General features: G+C 68.4%; 20 protein-coding genes and 1 riboswitch. Of the genes, 8 read left to right on the top strand and 12 right to left on the bottom strand.

The window, feature by feature from the left end:
- Position 1: 1 nt before the first annotated feature.
- Positions 2-106: riboswitch (SAM riboswitch) on the bottom strand.
- 107 nt (positions 107-213) lie between these two features.
- Entirely contained in the window at positions 214-1,308 is a 1,095-nt protein-coding gene (locus GVV86_RS05255) for an NAD(+)/NADH kinase (protein WP_159617210.1), read from the top strand.
- Between the two features lie 236 nt (positions 1,309-1,544).
- Here GVV86_RS05255 and acs read toward each other — a convergent pair whose 3' ends face one another.
- From acs to GVV86_RS05235, 4 genes are all read right to left on the bottom strand, one after another.
- Entirely contained in the window at positions 1,545-3,488 is a 1,944-nt protein-coding gene (acs, locus tag GVV86_RS05250; protein ID WP_343206285.1) for an acetate--CoA ligase, read from the bottom strand.
- Complete coding sequence (locus tag GVV86_RS05245; protein ID WP_159617209.1) at positions 3,485-4,303, bottom strand: ABC transporter permease; 819 nt, start codon at positions 4,301-4,303, stop codon at positions 3,485-3,487. The genes acs and GVV86_RS05245 overlap by 4 nt, the downstream gene beginning before the upstream one ends.
- Positions 4,300-5,337, bottom strand: coding sequence for an aliphatic sulfonate ABC transporter substrate-binding protein (locus tag GVV86_RS05240; RefSeq protein ID WP_159617208.1), 1,038 nt, complete (start codon positions 5,335-5,337; stop codon positions 4,300-4,302). The genes GVV86_RS05245 and GVV86_RS05240 overlap by 4 nt, the downstream gene beginning before the upstream one ends.
- 199 nt (positions 5,338-5,536) lie before the next feature.
- Positions 5,537-6,349, bottom strand: a complete 813-nt coding sequence (locus GVV86_RS05235) for an ABC transporter ATP-binding protein (protein WP_159801829.1) — start codon at positions 6,347-6,349, stop codon at positions 5,537-5,539.
- Between the two features lie 310 nt (positions 6,350-6,659).
- Between GVV86_RS05235 and GVV86_RS05230 the strand changes: the two genes are divergently transcribed.
- Entirely contained in the window at positions 6,660-7,076 is a 417-nt protein-coding gene (locus GVV86_RS05230) for a CoA-binding protein (RefSeq protein WP_159801826.1), read from the top strand.
- 9 nt (positions 7,077-7,085) lie between these two features.
- Here the strand turns inward: GVV86_RS05230 and GVV86_RS05225 are convergent, their stop codons facing one another.
- A complete protein-coding gene (locus tag GVV86_RS05225; RefSeq protein ID WP_159801824.1) occupies positions 7,086-7,913 on the bottom strand; it encodes a DUF1206 domain-containing protein in 828 nt (275 codons plus the stop codon).
- 180 nt (positions 7,914-8,093) lie between these two features.
- On the opposite strand from GVV86_RS05225, the gene GVV86_RS05220 reads away from it, so the two are divergent.
- Positions 8,094-8,660, top strand: a complete 567-nt coding sequence (locus GVV86_RS05220) for a DUF1990 domain-containing protein (RefSeq protein WP_159801822.1) — start codon at positions 8,094-8,096, stop codon at positions 8,658-8,660.
- Positions 8,661-8,787: 127 nt separating this feature from the next.
- Here GVV86_RS05220 and purL read toward each other — a convergent pair whose 3' ends face one another.
- From purL to GVV86_RS05195, 5 genes are all read right to left on the bottom strand, one after another.
- Positions 8,788-11,058 carry a phosphoribosylformylglycinamidine synthase subunit PurL gene (gene purL, locus GVV86_RS05215; RefSeq protein ID WP_425513920.1) on the bottom strand — a complete coding sequence of 757 codons (2,271 nt, stop codon included), beginning with the start codon at positions 11,056-11,058 and terminating at the stop codon, positions 8,788-8,790.
- Between the two features lie 15 nt (positions 11,059-11,073).
- Positions 11,074-11,862: a phosphoribosylformylglycinamidine synthase subunit PurQ gene (gene purQ / locus GVV86_RS05210; RefSeq protein WP_201291369.1), complete on the bottom strand. Its 789-nt coding sequence runs from the start codon at positions 11,860-11,862 to the stop codon at positions 11,074-11,076.
- Positions 11,859-12,119 carry a phosphoribosylformylglycinamidine synthase subunit PurS gene (purS, locus tag GVV86_RS05205; RefSeq protein ID WP_133404448.1) on the bottom strand — a complete coding sequence of 87 codons (261 nt, stop codon included), beginning with the start codon at positions 12,117-12,119 and terminating at the stop codon, positions 11,859-11,861. The genes purQ and purS overlap by 4 nt, the downstream gene beginning before the upstream one ends.
- Before the next feature lie 198 nt (positions 12,120-12,317).
- Positions 12,318-12,692 carry a subtilase-type protease inhibitor gene (locus GVV86_RS18435; protein WP_201291368.1) on the bottom strand — a complete coding sequence of 125 codons (375 nt, stop codon included), beginning with the start codon at positions 12,690-12,692 and terminating at the stop codon, positions 12,318-12,320.
- Positions 12,693-12,913: 221 nt separating this feature from the next.
- Positions 12,914-13,834, bottom strand: coding sequence for a 3-methyladenine DNA glycosylase (locus GVV86_RS05195; protein WP_159801817.1), 921 nt, complete (start codon positions 13,832-13,834; stop codon positions 12,914-12,916).
- A 223-nt stretch (positions 13,835-14,057) separates the two neighbouring features.
- On the opposite strand from GVV86_RS05195, the gene GVV86_RS05190 reads away from it, so the two are divergent.
- From GVV86_RS05190 to GVV86_RS05180, 3 genes are all read left to right on the top strand, one after another.
- Positions 14,058-17,192, top strand: coding sequence for a S8 family serine peptidase (locus GVV86_RS05190; protein ID WP_159801815.1), 3,135 nt, complete (start codon positions 14,058-14,060; stop codon positions 17,190-17,192).
- Between the two features lie 124 nt (positions 17,193-17,316).
- Positions 17,317-17,529 (top strand): hypothetical protein, encoded by a 213-nt coding sequence (locus GVV86_RS05185; protein WP_159617200.1) that lies wholly within the window; start codon positions 17,317-17,319, stop codon positions 17,527-17,529.
- 59 nt (positions 17,530-17,588) lie between these two features.
- On the top strand, positions 17,589-17,828 hold the full coding sequence (locus tag GVV86_RS05180; RefSeq protein ID WP_159617199.1) for a hypothetical protein: 240 nt from the start codon (positions 17,589-17,591) through the stop codon (positions 17,826-17,828).
- A gap of 53 nt (positions 17,829-17,881) precedes the next feature.
- On the opposite strand, the gene GVV86_RS05175 is transcribed toward GVV86_RS05180, so the two are convergent.
- A complete protein-coding gene (locus tag GVV86_RS05175) occupies positions 17,882-19,168 on the bottom strand; it encodes an aspartate kinase (protein WP_201291367.1) in 1,287 nt (428 codons plus the stop codon).
- A gap of 216 nt (positions 19,169-19,384) precedes the next feature.
- On the opposite strand from GVV86_RS05175, the gene GVV86_RS05170 reads away from it, so the two are divergent.
- Together GVV86_RS05170 and GVV86_RS05165 are read left to right on the top strand one after the other, a co-directional pair.
- The gene (locus tag GVV86_RS05170) at positions 19,385-20,317 is read left to right on the top strand and encodes an ABC transporter ATP-binding protein (protein WP_159617197.1); all 933 of its coding nucleotides are present in this window, start codon (positions 19,385-19,387) and stop codon (positions 20,315-20,317) included.
- Positions 20,314-21,447: an ABC transporter permease gene (locus tag GVV86_RS05165; protein ID WP_159617196.1), complete on the top strand. Its 1,134-nt coding sequence runs from the start codon at positions 20,314-20,316 to the stop codon at positions 21,445-21,447. The genes GVV86_RS05170 and GVV86_RS05165 overlap by 4 nt, the downstream gene beginning before the upstream one ends.
- Positions 21,448-21,504: 57 nt before the next feature.
- On the opposite strand, the gene recR is transcribed toward GVV86_RS05165, so the two are convergent.
- The gene (gene recR / locus GVV86_RS05160) at positions 21,505-22,101 is read right to left on the bottom strand and encodes a recombination mediator RecR (RefSeq protein ID WP_159617195.1); all 597 of its coding nucleotides are present in this window, start codon (positions 22,099-22,101) and stop codon (positions 21,505-21,507) included.
- Between the last annotated feature and the right edge of the window lie 81 nt (positions 22,102-22,182).

The raw sequence follows: 22,182 nt of genomic DNA, 5'->3' as shown, positions 1-22,182 counted from the left end.
TCCTCCATCGATTCTGGCGGTAGCACCCTACTGTCAGCGCTGGAGGCGCTGGCCAGGGTTGCTGCGGCGTCATAGAGCCAGATCTCTCGGCCGCTCGGGATGGTTCCCCCCGAGTCTGACAGGGACGCGGCGCGGGAACCAAGAAATGTGTCGTTGCGGGTCGCGGCATTGCAGGTAAGGTTTGCTCACGCGGACGATTCGAAGGAGCTGCCGGTGGAATTACGCAGGCTGGGGCTCGTGGTGCACGGGGGCAAACGGCGGGCCATCGAGGCGGCCAAAGGGCTGACGGCCTGGGCCGGGGAGCACGGTATCGACGTCGCGGAGATCGACGTCTGGTCTCCGGACGAACACGGACACCTGAGGATCGAGCACTCCCCGCCGGGCACGTTCGACCTCGTTGTCACCATCGGCGGCGACGGCACCTTCCTGCGCGGGGTTGCAGTGGCGCAGGCCTCAAACTCTCCGATCCTGGGAGTCAACGTGGGCCGGGTGGGCTTCCTCACCGAGGTGGAACCGGAGCACCTGATCGAAGCCCTGAACGCGGTCATGGCGAACGAGGCACTTGAAGAGCGGCGCCTCACCCTCACCATGCGCTCAAGCCGGCCGCTGCGGATCCCCAAGGAACTCGGCGCACTGCTTCACTATGAGCGGGGGCCGACGACGGAGCCGCCCGAGGTCCGCGCGGACGCCGCCCAGGAGACCGGCTGGGGCATCGGCATGGACGTCACCGCCCTCAATGACGTCGTCTTTGAAAAACTCACCCGCGACCGGCAGGCCAGCGTGGCGGTCTACGTCGGGTCCCGCCATTTCGTCTCCTACTCGGCCGACGCGCTGATCATCGCCACGCCCACCGGTTCGACCGCCTATTCCTTCGCGGCGGGAGGCCCGGTGGTGTCGCCCCGTGCCCAGGTCCTGGTGTTTACCCCGGTCGCTGCGCACATGGTCTTCGACCGGAGCCTGATCGTCGCCGCCGATGAGCTCGTCTCGGTGCGGGTGCTCGAACGCAGCGGACAGGTTTCGATGTCGATCGACGGCCGGATCGTCGGGGTCCTCGACCCGGGGGACTGGGTGTCGGTCTACGCCCGGCCAACGGAGGTGCGGATGCTCAGGCTTCAGGAACCCGACTTCTTCGGCCGGGTCCGCGACCGTTTCGGCCTCGTCGACGCCGCAGCCGCGGCCGCCGACGGCGATTCGCCGGTTGCGCACATCCCCAGCACGCCCAAACCCGACGACATGAAACACGTGCACATCCCCACCCCGACCTTTGAGGCGTGGACTTGGCCGCGGACGGAGCCGCTGGACCGCTAGGTCCTCCGCCCGGGCTGCCACCCGCCACTCCGGCCACCCCGGCTGGCTCCGCCGCTCTGCCGGCCCCGCCGAAACTGCAGCTCACCACGCTGTGGCGTCGGTGAAGCGTGGTGAAGTGCAGTCTCGACGGGGAAGTTTATCGGCGGAGGGAGATTTACCGGGCGGGTGCCTCAGCGGTGGGCGGCGGGTGCCTCAGCGGTGGGCGGCGGGTGCCTCAGCGGTGGGCGGCGGGTGCCTCAGCGGTGGGCGGCGAGTGCCTCAGCAATGCCGGGCAGGCACTCCTCGTTCTGCAGGGAGGTGGTGTCCCCGAGCGGGCTGCCCTCGTACAGTTCGGACAGCACGCGGCGCAGGATCTTTCCCGAGCGCGTCTTGGGCACGTCCTTCACCACGACGACGGCCGCGGGCCGGGCGACCGGGCCGATCCGGGCGGCGACGTGCCGGCGCAGCGTGTCCTCGATGCCGGGCGTACCGGACGCGCCGGGCGCGGGCACAACGAAGGCGGCGATGGCATGGCCGGTGATCGGGTCGCCCACCGGGCAGACACCCGCCTCGCCGACCAGCGGGTGGGCGACGAGGGCCGACTCGATCTCGATCGTCGAGAGCCGGTGCCCGGAGACATTGATGACGTCATCGACCCGACCCAGGATCCAGGTGTCGCCGTCGTCGTCGTAGCGGGCGCCGTCCCCGGACAGGAACCAGCCCTGGTGGGCGAATTTGCGCCAGTACGAGTCCAGGTAGCGGCGCGGGTCGCCCCACACCGTGCGGGCAAGAGCCGGGCCGGGACGGTCGACCACCAGCAGCCCGGGCACGCCTGGCGGCACGGTTGCGCCCTCCTCATCGACGATGCGGGTGCTCACTCCGGGCAGGGCCCGGGCTGCGCACCCGGGCTTGAAGGCGGAGTCCGACGGGCTCGGGGAGAGGACTGCGGCGCCGGTCTCGGACTGCCACCAGGTGTCAACCACCGGCACGGCGCGCCGGCCGAGCTGGTCCCGGAACCAGTTCCAGGCCACCGGGTTGACGGCCTCACCGACGGTGCCGAGCACACGGATGCTCGAGAGGTCGTAGGAGTCCGGGACGCCGGCGGGGAACCATGAGCGAAGCGCGCGCACCAGCGTGGGCGCGGTGTAGTAGCTGGTCACCCCGTAGCGTTCGATGATTTCGAAGTGCCGGCCCGGGTGCGGGGTGTCCGGTGTCCCCTCGAAGAGGACCTGCGTGGCGCCATTGGACAGCGGCCCGTACAGCACGTAGGTGTGGGCCGTCACCCAGGCGAGGTCCGCGGTGCACCAGTGGACCTCGCCGTCCCGCCGCACGCCGACCGGCGGGCCGAAGAGGTGCTGGAAGCTCCACGACGCCTGGGTCAGGTAGCCGCCCGAAGTGTGGAGCAGCCCCTTGGGCCGGCCGGTGGTTCCCGAGGTGTACATAATGAACAGCGCGGTTTCGGCGTCGAACGCCTCGGGGGAATGCTCCGGCGAGGCGGCCGCGAGCGCCTCGTGCCAGTCGACGTCGCGGCCGGCGGTCCAGGCGATGTCCGAGCCGGTGCGCCGGACCACGAGCAGATGGTCGAGGCCCGCGATGCCCTCGACCGCGGCATCGGCGATGTCCTTGACCGGGACAGCGGTTCCCCTCCGGAACTGGCCGTCGCTGGTGATGAGCAGCTTCGCCCCGGTGTCCTTCACCCGGAAGCGCAGGGCCTCGGCGGAGAACCCGCCGAAGACGAGGGAGTGGACCGCTCCGATCCGGGCGCAGGCGAGGGCGGCGACGACCGTCTCGACGAGCACCGGAAGGTAGATCACCACCCGGTCGCCCCTGCCGATACCCAGGGCCAGCAGGGCGTTGGCCGCCCGGCTCACCTGCTCGAGCAGCTCGGCGTAGGAGACGCTCCGGCGGTCCCCCGGCTCACCCTCGAAGTGAAGGGCCGGCCGGGCGCCGTGGCCGGCGGCAACATGCCGATCCACGCAGTTGGCGGCGACATTGAGGCGGCCGCCGGAGAACCACTCGATCCGTGGCACCGAGAGCTCGCCGTCCGGGCCCGGCCGGGCCGGCTCGAAAGTGTGCGCCGTTTGCCAGTCCGCCTCCCAGTTCAGGCGCCGGGCCTGCTCCTCCCAAAAGCGGATGCGGTCGGTGTCGAGGTCCGGGGCCGGGTCCGCCGCCGGTACGGCCTGAGGGTCGGGTGCGTTCAGGCCCACCGCCGCACCGCCCAGCGCTGGGCGAGCCCCAGGAGGGCGTCGGTGGTCTTGCCGAGGACGGCGAGGAGCACGATGGCCAGGAAGATCCGATCGACCCTGCCGTTGTTCTGGGAGTCACTCAACAGCCAGCCCAGGCCCATTGAGGCTGCGATGAGTTCGGCGGCGACGAGGAACAGCCAGGACTGGGCCAGGGCGAGGCGCAGTCCGGAGAACACCGCCGGGATGATGGCTGGCAGTTGGACGGTGGTGAGGAGCCGGAACCCGGTAAGGCCGAAGGCCCGACCCGCCTCGACGAGGTTCCGGTCGACGTGGCGCAGCGCGAGGGACACCGTCGTGAAGACCGGGAAGAACGCTCCAATCAGGATCAGGGTGACCTTCGAGTCCTCGTTGATGCCGATCCAGAGGATCAGCAGGGGAACCCAGGCCAGCGACGGGACGGCGCGCACGGCGCCGATCGTGGGGCCAAGGAGGGCGTCCGCCGTGCGGGAGAGCCCCAGCACCGCCCCCGCGGTCAGGCCGAGCGCGGCTCCGGCGGCGAAGCCCAGCAGGACGCGCTGGGTGCTGATGCCGAGGTGGACGCCGAGTTCGCCGCGCTCGAGAAGTTCGGCCCCGGCGGCCGCTACGGCGCCCGGCGGGGGCAGCTGCGCGGGGGTGTTGGTTCCCGTCACCGAGCTCAGCTGCCAGGCCCCAAGCAGCAGCGCAGGGACGATCAGCCCCAGCAGGGCACCCCGCACCCGCCGGGCGCTGCCGGAGCCGCGGTTCCTTGACCGCGGCGGTGCCGCCACTTCCGAAGTGGTGGGCGCTGTCATGAGGAGGCCCCGACGGCGGAGGCGTCGGCCTTCTTCACCAGGGAGTCATCGAACAGGGAGTTCAGGGCCGTGTCGACCTGCTCCTGGGAGCTGACATCCCCCGACTCGACGAAGACCGGGCCGATCTTCTCGAGGACCTCCCGCTGGGCGTCGCCGGGCACGGGATCCACGTCCAGGTTGGTGCGCTCAAGGATGACCGAGTTGGCGACCGCCGGGTCGATCGCGGCGACTTCCGCAAGGATCGCCGCAGTGTCCTCGGGGTTGTCCGAGGCCCACTCGCGGGCCTTCTCGTAGGCGTTTACCACCGTCTGCGCGACGTCGGGCTTTTCCTCGAGGAAGCTCTCGGTGGCGTTGAGGAACCCGTAGCTGTTGAAGTCGATGTTCCGGAAGAACAGTTCGGCGCCGTCCTGTTCGGCCGCCGCCATGATCGGGTCAAGTCCGGACCACGCGTCCACGGCGCCGTTGGCAAGGGCGGTCCGGCCATCGGCGTGCTGAAGGTTCTGCACCGTCACCTCGGCCGGATCGACTCCCGCGGACTCGAGGGCCTGAAGCAGGAAGAAGTAGGGGTCGGTGCCCTTGGTGGCCGCGACCGACTTGCCGCGAAGGTCCTCCACCGTGGTGATTCCCGAATCGGGGGAGGCGACGAGCGCCGCCCACTCCGGCTGCGAGTAGATCTCGATGGTCTTGATCGGTGACCCGTTGGAGCGTGCGAGCAGCGCAGCCGACCCTGCGGTGGATCCGACGTCGATCGCCCCGGCCCGCAGGGCCTCGTTGGCCTTGTTCGAGCCGGCGGACTGGACCCAGTTCACCGTGATTTCCTGGTCGGCGAGCTCCTCCTCAAGCCAGCCCTGTTCCTTGATCACGAGGCTCAGCGGGTTGTAGGTCGCGAAGTCGATGTTCAGCGTGCCGCCTGTCGTGGCGGTCTCGGCTGCGTTGCCGCCGGTAGCGGTGTTCTCTCCGGCCATGCATCCGCTCAGCCCAAGGGACAGGGCTGCGGCAACGGAGGCGGTGCGGAGAAGGGTGAGACGGGTCATGGGGTTCCTTCGGTTGGTGGAGGGAGTGGAGGTGCGGCGCAGAACCGCAGGGGGTACGGCCTGAGGAGGGTATGGCTGAACGAGGGTATGGCTGGAGGAGGTACGGCGGAGCGGTGCTCGACGAAGCGCGGGAGGAACCGGAGGGAGCTTTAGGCGGGCGGATGGGCCCTGCCGGTCAGCTCTGCCGGTCGGCCTGCAGTCAGTGGGCGGTGACGCCGAGCAGGGCGAGCAGGTTCCGGCGCAGCTCCGCGAGTTCGCGGGAACTGCGGTCGCGGGGCCGGGCCCCGGGGACGGGGATCAGGTCTTTAACCGTTGACCCCGGCCCGTCCCCGCTGCTGCCGAGCACGAGGATCCGGTCGGCGAGCTGGAGCGCCTCGTCGACGTCGTGGGTCACCAGCAGCACCGTTGTGGGCTGTGCCGCGTGGATCTCCAGGAGCAGGTCCTGCATCTTGAGGCGGGTCAGCGCGTCGAGGGCGCCGAAGGGCTCATCGAGCAGCAGGACGCCGGGGGTGCGGGCCAGGGCGCGCGCGAGCGAGGCCCGCTGCGCCATTCCCCCGGAGACCTCCCGGGGGCGGTGCTTGGCGAAGCGGTCAAGGCCCACAAGGTGAAGCAGTTCGGCCACCTTGGCCTTGCCCGCGCTCGCACTCGAGGACTTGGGTAGGCCAATGGCGACATTGGCCTGCAGCGTGTGCCAGGGCAGCAGGCGGGGTTCCTGGAAGGCAACGGCGCAGCGCTCGTCGATGCCGCGGACTTCGGTGCCATCGATCAGCACGCTGCCCGCGTCGGGGGTGTCGAGGCCCGCCGCGGCGCGCAGGAGCGTCGACTTCCCGCAGCCGCTCGTGCCGAGGATTGCGAGGACTTCACCGGGCCGGATGTTCACGGTGACGTCCCGCAGCACCACCCGCCGGTCGCTTGAGGTGCCGAAACTGCGCCCCAGCCGGCTGAAGCTCACCTCAAGGGGCGGCCTGCGGCGCGGGTCCGTGGTTGTCGAAGATGCCAGAACAGCAGTCATAGAGGTCTCCATCGATCCTGGCAGTAGCACCCTACGGAACATGCCTTAGCCCGGCGCCTTTCGGCGCCCGGCACCCGCGGCCTGCTCCTCGTTATTGCCCGGTATCAGGGGGATACGGACAACCAGGGTTGCTGCGGCTTCATCGATCCAGGTCTCTCAGCCGCTCGGGATGGTCAAGCACCACTAAACGCCTCTCCCCGCGGAGGCGGCAAATCTTCCCCGTAATAAACAGACACGCGCCGGCCTTCTTGACGGCTCCCGCACTCGAGGGGTTCTCATAGGCTGAAGGCCACGGAAAGGAAGGACAACGGTGAAGCACTCCAATGATCCCGCGGTGATCCGGCGGCTCCTGAGCGAGCCGGGCCGGTGGGCCGTCGTCGGCCTCTCGAGCAACCCGCGGCGGGTGGCGCTGGGCGTCTCCCGGTTCCTGATGGACCGGTTGGACAAGGAGATCGTGCCGGTGAGCCTCAAGGGCGACGACGTGCACGGCCAAAAAGGCTATACCACCCTGGGCGAGATCCCGGGCCCCATCGACGTCGTCGACTGCTTCGTGAACTCCACCCGGGTCGGCGCCGTGGTGGACCAGGCGATCGCCGTCGGTGCCAAGGCGGTCTGGCTGCAGCAGGGCGTCATCGACGAAGCGGCCGCGCAGCGCGCCAAGGATGCCGGGCTCGACGTCGTGATGGACACCTGCCCGGTCACCGAAAGTCCCCGCTTCGGACTATGACGGGGCGACTCACATACGCTGGTAGCGCGAGCGGACCATCAGGAACAGCCCGTAGCACATCAGGCCGACGGCGACAGCGCCTAGGATCCAGATGCCGAACGGCTGCCCGGCAAGGGTCTTTAGGGCTCCGTCGAGTCCCGTTGACTGCTCCGGGTTGTTCCGTAGGGTCGCCAGGACGAGCAGGAAACCGAGAACCGCGAGAGCTACACCCTTGGCGACGTAGCCTGCCCGGCCCAGCGTGACGACCGCCGAACCGGCCTGTCCCGAGGGAAGCCGGGTGAGGTTCTCCTTGAACTTCTTGGTGGCCCCGCTGTAGACGAAGTAGCCGGCGGTGGCGAGCAGGCCGAGCCCGATGGCGATCAGCAGGGCCGCCCCGGCGGGGTGGGCCATCAGGGACGCTGTGGTCGACTGCGTCGACTGGCCGCTGTCACTCGTCCCGCCGAGGGCGTAGCGCCCGAAGCCGACGCCGATCGCCGCGTAGACGACAGCCTGTGCGCCAGACTTGAGCCGTTGTTTGGTCCGTTCCTTGCCGCTGACGTGCTTTACGCCGAAGAAAACCTGGCTCAGCAGAAACAGCGCCAGGGCAATGCAGCCCAGGAAGCACGCCCACATGAGGATCCTTCCTCCGGGCCCGCCGGCCAGCTGCTGCAGCGCCCCGCTCTGGTCGGCCTCGCCGGAACCGCCGGTGGCGATCCGCAGGGCGATGATGCCGATCAGCAGATGGAGCAGCCCCGCGGCGATGTAACCGGCCCGTGCGGCCAGCTGGAAGCCCTTCGAGTCGGCAACGTCCTCGGCGGCGTCGGCCGCCTTCGTTGCCTGGCGTTTTGCCTCGCCCATGATTTCCTCCTGCAGGTGTGTGGCACCATCCTCCCACCTTTGCCGACCTCCGGCGGTGCCGGTGAGGGAGTACTTTCAAGCGGCTACGCTCGAAGCAACGGCTCCCTCCGGCGGGGCCGGACGGTGGTGCGAGACGGCAGTGGAAGACGGTGGTGGGAGACGGTGGTGGGAGACGGGCGGATGAACGGGTTGAGCTACGCGGAGCAGGGCAGCACGGACCGCCCCTTCCCGGAGCCGATGACCGGCGGCTGGCCGGAGGGCTACCGGGTGGCGGTGGGGGCGCACCCGCTGGAGGCCGGGGACCCTGCCGCTGCCTTCGAGGCCCTGGCCGAGGGAATTCTTAGCTGGCGGCTGCACCGCGGCGCAGGCCTGCGGGTGGACACCGTCGCCCCGCGGGCCGTTCCCGGAGCGGAGGTCAGCACGGCCCTGGGCGTCGGTCCTTTCCGGCTGCCCGCCCCGAGCACGGTGCTGTGGTCGCGGGAGGTGCTCCGCGAGGGCTCGGGCCGGCCGGTGCCGGGCCAGCGGGCGGGGTTCGGCTACGGCACGCGGAGGGGCCACCCGGTGCGCGGTGAGGAGGGGTTTTACGCCGAGCTCACTCCCGACGGGAAGCTGGTCTTCCGGGTGAGCGCATACAGCGTCCCGGCCTCGGCGATCTACCGGTTCGGGGCTCCGGCGCTGCGGCTGGTGCAGCGGCACGTCACCGCCCGGTACGTCCAAGCGGCCCGCCTGCTTGCCGGGAGGAATTAACCCGACGCGGGCCGGGACCGGGGCGTCTCCGCCCCGGTCCCGGCCCTTTCCTGTCGTTTCAGAGTGCCCTGTCCTTTCAGAGTGCCCGGTTGTTCAGAGTGCCCTGTCGTTTCAGAGTGCCCGGTCCCTAGGCGAAGTGCTTGGGGAGGGTCCCCTCGTGGGCTTCCTTCAGCTCGGCCAGCGGCAGGGTGAAGTGGCCCTGCACGTCGAGGGCCCGGTTTTCGGTGTCCACGATGCCGATCCGGAGCGCCGGGTAGTTCCGGGCGGTGCACATGTCGTTGAAGCGCACCTCCTCAGAGCGGGGAACGCTGACGATTGCCCGGCCCTGGCTTTCGCTGAACAGCGCGGTGAACGCGTCGATGCCGTCGCGCTCGCACAGTTCGTCGATGCCGATGCGCGCCCCCACGCCGAACCGCAGTGCCGCCTCGGACAGGGCGGCGGCGAGGCCGCCTTCGGAGAGGTCGTGGGCGGCGTCGATCATGCCGTCGCGCGAGGAGTTGACCAGCACCGCGGCGAGGGTCTTCTCCGCCGCCAGGTCCACCACCGGCGGCGTGCCGCCGAGGTGGCCGCGCAGGTTCGCCCATTCGGATCCGTCGAGTTCGTTCCGCGTGGTGCCGAGCAGGTAGATGGCCTGCCCGTCCTCGCGCCAGCCCGAGGGGGTCCGGCGGGCGACGTCGTCGAACACGCCCAGCACGCCCACCACGGGGGTCGGGTGGATCGCCACGCCCCCGGTCTGGTTGTAGAGCGAGACGTTGCCGCCGGTGACGGGCACGCCGAGCTCCTGGCAGGCATCGGCGAGTCCGCGGACGGTCTCGGCGAACTGCCACATCACCTCGGGGTCCTCCGGGGATCCGAAGTTGAGGCAGTCGGTGACGGCCAGCGGCTTCGCGCCGGAGGTGGCGACATTGCGGTACGCCTCCGCCAGGGCCAGACGGGCGCCCTCGTACGGGTTCAGGTAGGAGTAGCGGCCATTGGCGTCAGTGGAGAGGGCGACGCCGAGGCCGGTCTCCTCGTCGACGCGGATCACGCCGGCGTCGTCGGGCATGGCCAGCGCGGTGTTGCCCTGCACATAGCGGTCGAACTGGTTGGTGACCCAGTCCTTCGAGCACATATTGGGGGAGGACATGAGTTCGAGCACCGCGGCGCGCAGGTCCGGGGCGGAGCCCTGAAAGGAGTCCGCCTGGACGCCGTCGAGCCAGACCGGGCGGTGGTAGGGCCGCTCGTAGACGGGCCCGTCATGGGCGACGGTGCGCGGGTCGACGTCGACGATGGTCTCGCCGTCCCACTCGATGACCAGCCGGCCGGTGTCGGTGACTTCGCCCAGCCAGGAGTATTCGACGTTCCACTTGTCCATAATGGCTTCGAACGCCGCGGCATTGGCCGGGGTGACGACGGCCATCATCCGCTCCTGGGATTCCGACATCAGGATTTCGCCGGGGGTCAGGGTCGGGTCCCGCAGGAGGACTTTCGTGAGTTCGACGTGCATGCCGCCGTCGCCGTTCGATGCCAGCTCGGAGGTGGCGCAGGAGATGCCGGCCGCCCCGAGGTCCTGGATGCCCTCGACGACCGAGGCCTTGAACAGTTCCAGGCAGCACTCGATGAGCACCTTCTCCGCGAACGGGTCGCCCACCTGCACGGCGGGGCGCTTGGACGGCTTGGCGTCGTCGAAGGATTCGGAGGCGAGGACGGAGGCCCCGCCGATCCCGTCGCCGCCGGTGCGCGCACCGAAGAGGACGACTCGATTGCCGACGCCCGAGGCGTTGGCGAGGCGGATGTCCTCGTGGCGCAGGACGCCTACGGCCAGCGCGTTGACCAGCGGGTTGCCCTGGTAGGAGGAGTCGAAGACGACTTCGCCGCCGATGTTGGGCAGGCCGAGGGAGTTGCCGTAGCCGCCGATGCCCGAGACGATGCCGTGAACCAGGCGTGCGGTGTCGGGGTGGTCGATCGCGCCGAAGCGCAGCGGGTCCATGACGGCGACCGGGCGGGCGCCCATCGAGATGATGTCGCGGACGATCCCGCCGACGCCGGTCGCTGCGCCCTGGTAGGGCTCCACGAAAGAGGGGTGGTTGTGGGATTCGACCTTGAAGGTCACGGCCCAGCCGTCGCCGATGTCCACGACGCCGGCGTTCTCGCCGATGCCCACGAGCAGGTGTTCCTTCATGGCGTCGGTGACCTTGTCGCCGAACTGGCGCAGGTGGACCTTTGAGGACTTGTAGGAGCAATGCTCGCTCCACATCACCGAGTACATCGCCAGTTCGGCGCCGGTGGGGCGGCGGCCGAGGATCTCGACGACGCGGTCGTACTCGTTCTGCTTCAGCCCGAGTTCGGCCCAGGGGAGCGCCTGGCCGGGGGTTGCCTCGGCGTTGGCGACGGTGTCGATGTTGAACTTCTTGGACATTGTCTTTGCAGTCACTTAGCCAACCAGTTTCTTGAGTACCGAGGTGAAGATGCCGAGGCCGTCGGTGCCGCCGCGGAGGTCGACCTCGCCGCGGGCCGAGGAGTCGGGGCCGAAGCCGGGCTCGACGGCGTGTTCGGGGTGCGGCATGAGCCCGACGACGTTGCCTGCGGCGTTGGAAATTCCGGCGATGTCGCGGCGGGAGCCGTTCGGGTTGTCTCCCACGTAGCGGAACACGACGCGGCCCTCACCTTCGAGCTCGTCGAGGGTGTGCTCGTCGGCGACAAACTGTCCGTCCTGGTTCTTCAGCGGCACCACGATCTCCTCGCCGGCCGCGTAGTCGGAGGTCCACAGGGTGTCGGCGTTCTCGACGCGCAGGCGCTGGTCGCGGCACAGGAAGTGGAGGGAGTTGTTCTTGATCATCGAGCCCGGCAGCAGGTGTGCCTCGGTGAGGACCTGGAAGCCGTTGCAGATGCCGAGGACGGGCAGCGCACCCGGCCCGCCGGTCGCCGCCGCGGTGATCTGTTCCATCAGGGGCGCGAAGCGGGAGATGGCCCCGGCGCGGAGGTAGTCGCCGTAGGAGAAACCGCCGGGGATGATGACGGCGTCGACGCCCCGAAGGTCGTGGTCGCCGTGCCAGAGGGAGATGGCGGTCCCGCCGGCCAGGCGCACGGCCCGCATTGCGTCCCGGTCATCGAGGGTGCCCGGGAAGGTGACGACGCCGACCCGTACCCCGGCGAGGCTGCCCTCGGTCGAGGCCGAGGGGAACGGCTGGAAGTCACCGATCAAAGGGGTTTCGACGCTCACTCGGCGTCCTCCTGGATGACCTCCACGCGGGTCACATCTTCGATCACCGGGTTGGAGAGCAACGTGCTGGCCGCGCTGCGGGCCTGCTCGAGCAGTTCGGGGGTGACTTCCCCGGCGACTTCGAGTTCGAACCGCTTGCCCTGGCGGACCCCGGCGAAACCGGTAAGGCCAAGCCGGGGGAGCGCGCCTGCAATGGCTTTGCCCTGCGGGTCGAGGATTTCGGGTTTGGGCATGACGTCAACAACGATCCGGGGCATCCGGCAACTCCTGTGAGTGAAGCGGCAAGTGCTGGGGGTGCCAGCATTAAATGCAGGGGCCCGGAAGTGCCGTCTCACGCCGGGTGGACCAGGGGTCGACAGGTCCGGCGCTCCGCGAGCTTGCCCCTTCAGTCTACCGGCCCGGGGTGCCCGGCCCGAACCGGGGCCGGGGCGCCCGAACCAGCGGGCGGGCGGGCCCTAGAACGCCCCGCCGGTGCCGAGGATCTCCTTGACGGCATCCCAGCGCGAGATTTCGCACCCGTTGGTGCGGGCGAAGCGCGCCTTGACGGGTTTGCCGTCCACGGTGCCCGTGATCGAGGCGGTCTGCGGGCCGCCGTAGATTTCGGTGCACACGATGTTCTTGTCCGGGATGGCCGTGAAGAATTTCACCCCGAGCCGGGACACGACCGCGCAGGCGGCCTCGGCGTTGGGTAGGGATGTGCCGGGGCCGGGCCGGCCCTCAACGCATTCGAGGATGTACTCGACGGGTTCGACGTCGGGGGACTCCCGGATGGTGACCGCCAGGCGGGTTCCACCGGCCGATGGCGGCGGTGCTGGGGTTTTCGAAGTCATTGTCGGTGCCTCCGTGGGAGTCGGGCCTGGGCTTGCGGACGGTGGGGTGGGCGCAGACGGGCCGAGGGTGGTGGGCGCAGGGGAGCCGGGAGCGGACGACGCCGACGGAGCAGTGGCCGATGGAGAAGTGGTGGTTTCGTTGCCGTTGGTTCCGCCCCCGGTGCAGCCGGTGAGTGCGGCAAGGAGCAATACCGTGGCTGCCGCGGCCGTCAGATGGGGCCTCACGGGGTGCCTCCGTTCCGGGTGGTAATTGGGCGGGACATGGCTTCGGCGGCGTCAAGGTGCTCAAGGAGCCGGGAGCGCAGCTGCTGGGATTCGGAGGAGAACCGGCGCTGCTCCCGGACGTAGGCGGCCCTGCCCGCGGGCGTCTCAATGCGGACCGGCGGGTAACCCCAGCTGCTGAGATCGTACGGCGAAGCCTGCATATCGAGGATCCGGATGCGCCAGGACAGCTCGAAACAGTCGAGGATCAGGGTGCTGGGCAGGAGGGGACTGAGCTTGTAGGCCCACTTATAGAGGTCCATATTGGCGTGGAGGCAGCCGGGCTGCTCCAGCCGGCGCTGATTTTCCCGTGTAGGGGCCAGCTCGTTGAGCGGGACGGCCTGCGGGGTGTAGAAGCGGAAGGCATCGAAGTGTGAACAGCGGATCCGGGATTCCTCGACGACGGCGTCGGTGCCCTCGGCGCCGAGGCGCAGGCCGAGGTAGTCGTGGCGGACGCCGTTCAGCTCCGACTTGTACGCCATGGCCCACTCGTGCAGTCCGAAACAGCCGAACTGGCCCGGCCGCCGCAGGGTCCCCGCGAGGATGACACGCACGAAAGCCAGGGTCTCGGCCCGCTCCGAGCGGAAGGCGTCGAGGTCGACGGTGACGGCGCCGTCGGGAAGGGGGGTGTAGTACTTCCAGGTGCGCCGCTCCCCAGCGAGCGGACCGCGCAGGGCGGTGCCGGCTCCGGGGTGCCAGCGCAGCAGCTGGCCGGGTTTGTGGTTGTAGTAGGTGAAGAGGAAGTCCTCCACCGGGTGTTTCTCTCCGGCAGATCGGCGCTGGAGGTAGGGCTCTGTGAAGCGCCGGACGCGCGCCGAATACTCCTCCTGCTGGGGGAGCCAATCCTCCTGCTCGAGGACTTGTTGGGGTACCGGCGACATGGTTCTATTATCAGCCTTAGAAACGGCGTCGGGCGTCCTGTCAAGCCTCGCCGGGAAAGTGATTTCTTCTGCTATCCAAGTGTGAGTTGCCTCGGGTAAATTAATACTGCTGTGGCGTTTGTGACTCCTGTCACAGATGGGGATCCGGTGGCGGAAGCCCACAGCATGAGGGGCACACGGTTACTCCCGCCGAGCCCGCATTGAATGAAAGGCTCTTCTCCTAATGATCCAACGAGGACAAGCCGGACTGCGGAGCCCACGGCTCCGCCGCGTCACGGCGATCGCGCTGGGGGTGCCGCTACTGATGTCGTCTGCGGCAGTGACCCCCGCCGTCTTCGCGGCCCAGGTACCCGCGCAGACTTCAACGCAGCTTCCAGGCGTTTCCCCATCGAGTTTCACGGATGGCCGCTACATCGTCGTCCTCAAGGAACACCCCCTTGCCATGTACGAGGGCGGCGCGGACGGCATCCCGGCAACGAAGCCGGGCAAGGGCGAAAAGCTCACAAAGGAGTCTCCGAACGCCCGCGCCTACGAGGCCCGGCTGAAGAAGAGCCAGACAGCTGTTGCGGCCGCGGTCAACGCAGAGGTCGGCAAGTCCTTCACCACAGCCCTCAACGGATTCACCTCAAATCTCACCGCCGAGCAGGCGGCGCTGCTTTCCAAGAACCCGAACGTCTACGTCGTCGCGCCGGACACCCAGAACAGCCCCGACTACTCAAGCGCCGACTTCCTCGGCCTGACCGGCGAGGACGGCCTCTGGGCCACCCAGCTCGGTGGAGCCGCCAACGCGGGCAAGGGAACGGTCGTCGGCGTGATCGACACCGGCTACCGCCCGGAGAACGCCTTCTTGACCGGCGCCGAGGTCAAGCCGCTCCAGGGGGAACCCGTGGTGGGCGAGCCCTACCTCACCCCCGACGGCAAGATCGCGATGCTCAAGGCCGACGGCAGCACCTTCTTGGGCGAGTGCCAGACCGGCCAGGACTTTGACGGCAGCGCCTGCAATTCCAAGGTCCTCAGCGCCCGCTACTTCGCCGACGACTTCCTCGGCTCCGTGCCCGAGACGGACCGTTCACCCGATGAGCGGATTTCCCCCATCGACGTGGATTCCCACGGCACCCACACCGCATCGACCGCGGCGGGCAACGCCGACGTAGAGGCCACCGTCGACGGCAGGAGCTTTGGCAAGGGCGCCGGCGTCGCCCCCGCCGCCGCCGTGTCCGTGTACAAGATCTGCTGGGAGGACAACGACCCCAACTCGGGAGGCTGCTACAGCTCCTCCGCGGTCGAGGCGATCGAGCAGTCGATCCTCGACGGGGTGGATGTCCTCAACTACTCCATCTCCGGCAACAACAACTCCACCACCGACCCGGTGGCGCTTGCTTTCCTCTCCGCGGCCTCCGCGGGGATCTTCGTCTCCACCTCGGCAGGCAACTCCGGGCCGACCGCCAGCACCGTAAACCACAGCTCCCCGTGGCTCACCACGGTGGCCGCAAGCACGTTCTCCCATGAACTGCAGGGCACCGTCGAACTCTCGGACGGCACCAAGTACCGCGGCACGTCGGTGATGAACCGCGAGGTCCCGCAGACCGCCGTCGTCCTCGCGGCCGATGCCGCAGCCGCCGGAGTGACTGCGGCCGACGCGGCCCTGTGCAAGACGGACAGCCTCGATGCCGCCAAGGTGACGGGCAAGATCGTCGTCTGCGACCGCGGCGTGGTTGACCGGGTGCTCAAGAGCGCAACCGTCGAGAAGGCAGGCGGCGTTGGCATGATCCTCGTCAACGTGGTGCCCGGGTCACTCGACCTTGACCTCCACGCAGTGCCGACCGTCCACATCGACGGCGTCGAAATCAAGGAGAAGCTCAAGGCCACCCCGGCGCTCACCGCGGCTCTCGTCGACGAGGACACCACGGACCTTCCCACTCCGAAGGACCCGCAGATCGCTGCGTTCTCTTCGCGCGGACCGTCGCTGGCAGTGAACTCGGACTTCCTGAAGCCCGACATCACGGCTCCCGGCGTCAACGTCCTGGCCGGTGTCTCCCCGGTCGGGACCGGGGAGAACTTCGGATTCCTTTCCGGTACGTCCATGGCTGCCCCTCAGGTCGCCGGTCTCGGCGCCCTGGTCCTGGCGAAGAACCCCGCCTGGTCCCCAGCCGCCGTGAAATCGGCCCTGATGACCACCGCAGGTGATGTGCTGACCGAGGAGGGCGCGGCCAACAACGACGTCTTCGCCGTCGGCGCCGGCCATGTGAACCCCGCCGCGATGCTGACCCCCGGGCTGGTGTACGACGCGGATGCCGCCCACTGGAACGGCTTCCTGCAGAGCCTCGGCGCACCCCTGGGGCTCCGGAAGCCGCAGGTCGTGGGAGCGAAGGACGTTAACGTTCCCTCGATCGCAGTCGGCAAGCTGACCGGGAAGGTCACGGTGACCCGTACGGTCACCGCTACCGCACCGGGAAGCTACACCGCCGCGGTGGACCTCCCCGGCATCGCCACCAAGGTGGCGCCGGCACGGCTCGACTTCGCCGCCGCAGGCGAGTCCAAGAGCTTCAAGGTGACTTTCGAGAACAAGTCGGCGGCGCTTGACGCCTTCGCGATGGGCTCGCTGACCTGGACCGAAGCTCAGGGCGCCACGGTGGCCTCGCCGATCGCCGTCCGTCCGGTCACCGCCGTGATGCCCGCTGCGGTGTCCTTCACGTCCGCGGCAGGAACCGGATCCGGAACCTTCAAGGTCACGGCGGGGACGACGGGCACCGTCGACCTCTCCGTCAAGGGACTGGCGAAGGCCGACAGCACCGCCGTCGAACTGGTTCCCGGCCCCAGCAACGGGACCGCCGATGCGAGTAACAGCGTAAGGGATGTCGAGGTTCCCGCGGGTACCTCGCTGGCCCGGTTCGCTGTGAATTCGGCCGACGCGAATGCCGACTTCGACCTGTTCGTCATCACTCCTGCAGGAGGGGTACTCTCGGCAGCGACGGCGTCGGCAAGCGAGTCGCTGCTGCTGAACAACCCGGCTCCGGGAACCTACACGGTCGTTGCCAACCTCTACAGCAGCCCCGACAACCGGCCCACCAGGGCCACCGTCGACGCCGTCGTGCTGGGCGGTGACGAGGGGAACCTCAAGGTCTCCCCGGATCCGATCCAGTTCAAGAACGGTAAGGAATCCACGGTAAGCCTGTCCTGGACCGGCCTCGAGCCGGGCAGCTACGTGGGACGTGTGTTCTTCGGCGACGCCGGTTCGACGGCGGTGAGCCTCGAGGTGGGTGCGAACGGTGCCACCACGGTGACACCGGCCGGGTCCCCGGTCCTCGTCGAGGACGCCACGGCCGCGCCGGCCGCGGGAGGTTCGACCCTCCGCTGACCGAGAAGTAGTACCAAACCACCGGCAGGTGGGGCCGGCGGCTTCGGCCGCCGGCCCCACCTGCCTTTTTCTGGGCCCGCCGTGGGAAAATACCGAAGACAGCAGAAATGCGGGAGGGACGGGCATGCCGAATCGAGAAGGCTTCATCGAGCGCTTCATGCGTCTTACCGGCCGGGCGCGGACCTTCTTCGGCCCGGCGCAGTCAAGCTCCCTCGACCATCCAATGACTGTCGAAAATCAGGAGCTGCTGAAGCAAAGGCAGTCCGAGGCGGATCAGTGGGAGACGATCACCCGGGCCGACGGCTCGACCTACATCGTTCCCCGCCGGCCGTCCTGACCGGCGCTTTCCGCACCCACCCGGCGTAAAATGAGGTGTACCTCGAAAGAAGGTGCATCATGGAAAATCTTTCGGAACACGAGAAGCGACGCCGGGTCCGGCGCCCCCCTTACAGCCGCCTCGACTCGTTCGTCCGACTGTTCCTGGGCCCCGCCGACCGCGGCGGATCGGAAACCCCCGTTGTCCATCGACACGACGCAGCCGAGGACCTTAGCGAAAGTCAGCTGGCCGGCATCGAGATGAAAGAAGACTCGGAGGGCCACCACTACGCGGTGCGGAGGCCGACCGACGAGACGTAGGGGCGCGGCGGAAAGCCCAGCGCGCTCCGCTCAGGACGGTGCGGGCCGGGGCGTCAGCGCCCGGTGCCCGCGTACACCGTGGCGGTGGCCTCGCCGTCGAGCTCGAAGGCCGCGTGGACAGCCCGGACGGCGGTATCGAGCAGTTCGGCGCTCGTGACCACCGAGATGCGGATCTCCGACGTCGAAATCATGTCGATGTTCACGCCGGCGTCCGAAAGCGCCTTGAAGAACTTGTAGGACACCCCGGGGTTGGACCGCATGCCGGCGCCGATCAGCGACAGCTTCCCAATCTGCTCGTTGTAGTCGACGGACTCGTATCCGACTCGCGCCTGCGCCTCGCCCAGGGCGGCGAGGGCCTGCGCTCCATCGACGATGGGCAGCGTGAAGGAGATGTCGGTGCGGCCCGACCCGTGGGTCGACACGTTCTGCACGATCATGTCGATGTTCGTGTGGGCGCCCGCGATGATTCCGAAGATCTCCGCGGCCTTGCCGGGGATGTCGGGAACGCCGACGACGGTGACCTTGGCCTCCGAGCGGTCGTGTGCGACGCCTGAAATGATTGGCTGTTCCAAGGGCTCTCCCTCTTGAATCTTGATTTGGTCATCGGGGCTGGGCAGAACCCAGGTGCCCTCATGGTCGCTGAAGGAGGACCGCACGTGCAGGGGAACCCCGAACCGGCGGGCGTACTCGACGCTGCGCAGGTGAAGGATCTTCGCCCCGGAGGCCGCCATTTCGAGCATTTCCTCGCTGGAGATCGTGTCGATCTTTTGGGCGGACGGCACGACGCGCGGATCGGCGGTGTAGATGCCGTCGACGTCGGTGTAGATCTCGCAGACGTCCGCGTTCAGCGCCGCCGCCAGGGCGACCGCGGTGGTGTCGGAGCCGCCGCGGCCCAGCGTCGTGATGTCGTTGCTCTCCCGGCTCATGCCCTGGAAGCCGGCCACGATGGCGATGTCGCCCTTTTCGATGGCGGTACGGATCCGGTGGGGTGAGACGTCGATGATGCGCGCCTTGCCGTGGATGGCGTCGGTGATCATGCCGGCCTGGCTGCCCGTGAAGGACTGGGCGGATGCGCCGAGCCCATGGATCGCCATGGCCAGCAGCGCCATGGAGATGCGCTCTCCGGCGCTCAGGAGCATGTCCATTTCGCGCGGGTCAGCGGTTCCCGAAACCTGGGCGGCAAGGTCGAGAAGCTCGTCGGTGCTGTCGCCCATTGCGGAGACCACAGCGACTACCTGGTTGCCGGCCGCCTGGGACTGCACGAGACGCCGGGCCACGCGCTTGATACCTTCGGCGTCCGCCACCGATGACCCACCGAACTTCTGGACTAGAAGGCTCATGCACTCGCTCACTGACATCGTCGGAATCTGCTGCAGTGCGGCGCTTCGGTGCACGGCACAACGGCCGGGCCGGCCCTCGCCCGCGGAGTGCCACACGCAGCCAGTCTAGCGGCGGGCCGAAGCGGCCCTCCAATTGCATGACCGAATATGGACGGCCCGTCAAAATAACTCTGCGAACCTCCACCGATTCGGCGCCGGTTGGCATAGGGTCACGGGATGACCAACGAATTTGGGGGAATCGTTGTGCACGCCGCCGCACGGAGCTTTGGCTCGGTGCAGGCCGTCCGGCACATCGATTTCGAGGCCCCACCCGGTGAAGTAACCGCCCTGATCGGACCCAACGGCTCCGGCAAGACAACCCTCCTGCTCATCCTCGCATCGCTCCTTGCCGTCGACTCCGGCTCGGTGCGGGTGGGCGGGATCGACCCGGTGGCCGACCCGCAGGGGGTGCGCAGGCTTGTCGGCTGGATGCCCGATTCCCTCGGCAGGTGGGACTCCCTCTCGGCACTCGAGGTCCTCACCACTACCGGGGCGCTCTACGGGATGTCTCCGGAGGAACGGACCGCCCGTGCCCACGAACTGCTTGAAACGGTGAGCCTCACCGAGTACACCCGCCAGCCGGCGCGGGTGCTCTCCCGTGGCCAGCAGCAGCGGCTCAGCCTGGCCCGTGCCCTGATCCATGACCCGCAGGTCCTCCTTCTCGACGAACCGGCATCGGGCCTCGACCCCGGCTCCCGGGTGGATCTGCGGACCCTGCTGCGGACCCTTGCCGCCGCAGGCAAGACGGTTGTTGTCTCAAGCCATGTGCTGTCGGAGCTTGACGAGATCGCCGACCGTGCCGTCTTCGTCAGCAGGGGCGAATCGGTCCGCAGCCAGACCCTTGACGAGGCCGGAAACCAGGTGCGGCGCTACAACATCCAGGCCGAGCCGATGGACGCCCTCGCCGCGGAACTCTCCGGCCATGGGATGCGGTTCGAGGAGCGCGGGGATTCCCGGCGGGTCGAGTACCAGGTGCTGCTCGACAGCACCCAGCAGGCGGCGTGGCTCCTGCGCACCCTCGTGCTTGCGGACGTCGCCGTCACCGCCTTCGCGCCGGCCGGTGGCGCGCTCGAAGAAACCTACATGAGCCTGGATACGGACAGACGATGAGCGTGAAGATGCAGCAGCCGCCGCAGATGGCGGACGAACGAACCCTTTCCACCCGGTCCGCCGTCGGAACGGTGTTCGGCCTGGAGATGCGTCAGCGCCTCCGCGGCCGAGCCTGGTACATCATGCTCGCCGTGTGGTTTGTGGTGATCGGGGCGGTCTTCCTCCTCGCCCTGGCCACGATGGGCTCGTATATGGATATCGGCCCGATGCTCTTCGACCTCGTGGTCGGATTCGTGCTGTTCTTCGGACTACTCGTGGCGCCCGGTCTTTCCGCAAATGCGGTCAATGGTGACCGGGCGGCCGGTACCCTGGCGGTCCTGCAGGTCACGCTGCTGACCCCGGGCCAGCTGCTCGCCGGGAAGTGGCTGGCCTCCTGGGTCGGCTCCCTGGCGTTCCTTGTGCTCAGCGCACCGTTCATTTTTTGGGCGCTGGCCCTGGGTGGGGTGCCCGCCTCCGAGGCTTTCATTTCGCTGGGCATGCTCGCCCTTGAGCTGGGTCTCGTCTGTGCCATCGGCGTCGGAGTTTCCGCTATCGCCAACCGGCCCCTGTTCTCCATTGTGGCCACCTACATGCTAGTGGCGCTGCTGTCCCTGGGGACGCTCATCACCTTTGGGCTGAGCACGGCGCTGGTGATGGAGGAGGCCGAGGTGACCACCTCCTACTACAGCTACCCCATGCCGGCCGAAGACTTCGACGACCAGAGCCCGGAGCCGCAGCCCGGGGACCCTGAGTGCACCACGGAAACCTTCGTGCAGCCGGTGGCCCACACCGAACGGATCACGTGGATGCTTGCCGCCAACCCCTTCGTGGTGGTGGCCGACGCGGTTCCCTACTCACGCAGCACCCCGGGTGCCGGTCAGTCCGGCGACTTCGGCTACGTCGAAAGCTATCGACCTCCGGGCGTGATGGAGGGAATCAGCCAGCAGGTCCGGGACTTCCAGGCGGGCCCCGACTACAACGTCACCTGTGCTGAGTCGCAGGGACTGGCCCGCGACGTCGACGACAAGTTCCCGATCTGGCCGCTGGGGCTCCTGCTTCAGTCGCTGCTGGCCGGGAGCCTGCTGGTGCTGGGCCACCGCCGTCTGCGGACTCCGGTACGGAGACTGGCGCAGGGCACCCGGATCGCCTGATGATTCTGGCGGTCCCTCGCGCAGGGACCGCCAGAACCTGGGAGCTCCCAGGTTCTGCTAGGACATGGAGCGGCGGCCCTCGAAGGCGCGCCCGAGGGTCACCTCGTCAGCGTATTCGAGGTCTCCGCCGACCGGCAGGCCGGACGCGAGCCGGGTCACCGGGATGCCGATGGTCTTGAGCATCCGCACCAGGTAGGTCGCCGTCGCCTCCCCCTCGAGGTTGGGGTCGGTGGCGATGATGATTTCCTTGATCTGATCATCGGAAAGCCGGTTGAGGAGCTCCCGGATGCGCAGCTGGTCCGGTCCGACTCCGGCGATGGGATTGATGGCGCCGCCGAGCACATGGTAGCGGCCGCGGAAGGAGCGGGTGCGCTCCACCGCGATGACGTCCTTGGACTCTTCAACGACGCAGATCATCGAGGGGTCGCGGCGGGTATCCCTGCAGATGCCGCAGGTTTCCTGCTCGGCGACGTTTCCGCAGATCGCGCAGAACTTCACGCGCTCCTTGACGGTGGTGATGGCGTTGACGAGCCGTTTCATGTCGTCTCCGTCCGCCTCAAGGATGTGGAAGGCGAGCCGCTGGGCGGACTTCGGTCCTACACCGGGGAGGCGACCGAGCTCATCGATAAGCTCTTGAACCGCGCCTTCGTACACGTGACCTTCTTCATTGTTGGATGTTGCGGGTGGGCGAACGATGCATCGGTCCGCCCCCAATTCTTTGGGGTGCCCCGCCTG

Source organism: Arthrobacter zhaoguopingii (assembly GCF_009828595.1).
Taxonomy (GTDB): Bacteria; Actinomycetota; Actinomycetes; order Actinomycetales; family Micrococcaceae; genus Arthrobacter_D; species Arthrobacter_D zhaoguopingii.
The sequence above is the reverse complement of the archived record's forward strand: the minus strand, read 5'-3'. Positions and strand labels throughout refer to the sequence as shown.

What these genes read in the sequence shown, in the direction of transcription:
- GVV86_RS05165 (WP_159617196.1), top strand. Translation starts at nt 20,314, where the DNA reads ATGAGCGTGAAGATGCAGCAGCCGCCGCAGATGGCGGACGAACGAACC.
- GVV86_RS05180 (WP_159617199.1), top strand. Translation starts at nt 17,589, where the DNA reads ATGGAAAATCTTTCGGAACACGAGAAGCGACGCCGGGTCCGGCGCCCC.
- GVV86_RS05240 (WP_159617208.1), bottom strand. Translation starts at nt 5,337, where the DNA reads ATGACCCGTCTCACCCTTCTCCGCACCGCCTCCGTTGCCGCAGCCCTG.
- GVV86_RS05225 (WP_159801824.1), bottom strand. Translation starts at nt 7,913, where the DNA reads ATGGGCGAGGCAAAACGCCAGGCAACGAAGGCGGCCGACGCCGCCGAG.
- GVV86_RS05170 (WP_159617197.1), top strand. Translation starts at nt 19,385, where the DNA reads ATGACCAACGAATTTGGGGGAATCGTTGTGCACGCCGCCGCACGGAGC.
- GVV86_RS05190 (WP_159801815.1), top strand. Translation starts at nt 14,058, where the DNA reads ATGATCCAACGAGGACAAGCCGGACTGCGGAGCCCACGGCTCCGCCGC.
- GVV86_RS05195 (WP_159801817.1), bottom strand. Translation starts at nt 13,834, where the DNA reads ATGTCGCCGGTACCCCAACAAGTCCTCGAGCAGGAGGATTGGCTCCCC.
- GVV86_RS05185 (WP_159617200.1), top strand. Translation starts at nt 17,317, where the DNA reads ATGCCGAATCGAGAAGGCTTCATCGAGCGCTTCATGCGTCTTACCGGC.
- GVV86_RS18435 (WP_201291368.1), bottom strand. Translation starts at nt 12,692, where the DNA reads ATGACTTCGAAAACCCCAGCACCGCCGCCATCGGCCGGTGGAACCCGC.
- GVV86_RS05235 (WP_159801829.1), bottom strand. Translation starts at nt 6,349, where the DNA reads ATGACTGCTGTTCTGGCATCTTCGACAACCACGGACCCGCGCCGCAGG.
- purL (WP_425513920.1), bottom strand. Translation starts at nt 11,058, where the DNA reads ATGTCCAAGAAGTTCAACATCGACACCGTCGCCAACGCCGAGGCAACC.
- GVV86_RS05175 (WP_201291367.1), bottom strand. Translation starts at nt 19,168, where the DNA reads ATGAGCCTTCTAGTCCAGAAGTTCGGTGGGTCATCGGTGGCGGACGCC.
- GVV86_RS05220 (WP_159801822.1), top strand. Translation starts at nt 8,094, where the DNA reads ATGAACGGGTTGAGCTACGCGGAGCAGGGCAGCACGGACCGCCCCTTC.
- purS (WP_133404448.1), bottom strand. Translation starts at nt 12,119, where the DNA reads ATGCCCCGGATCGTTGTTGACGTCATGCCCAAACCCGAAATCCTCGAC.
- GVV86_RS05245 (WP_159617209.1), bottom strand. Translation starts at nt 4,303, where the DNA reads ATGACAGCGCCCACCACTTCGGAAGTGGCGGCACCGCCGCGGTCAAGG.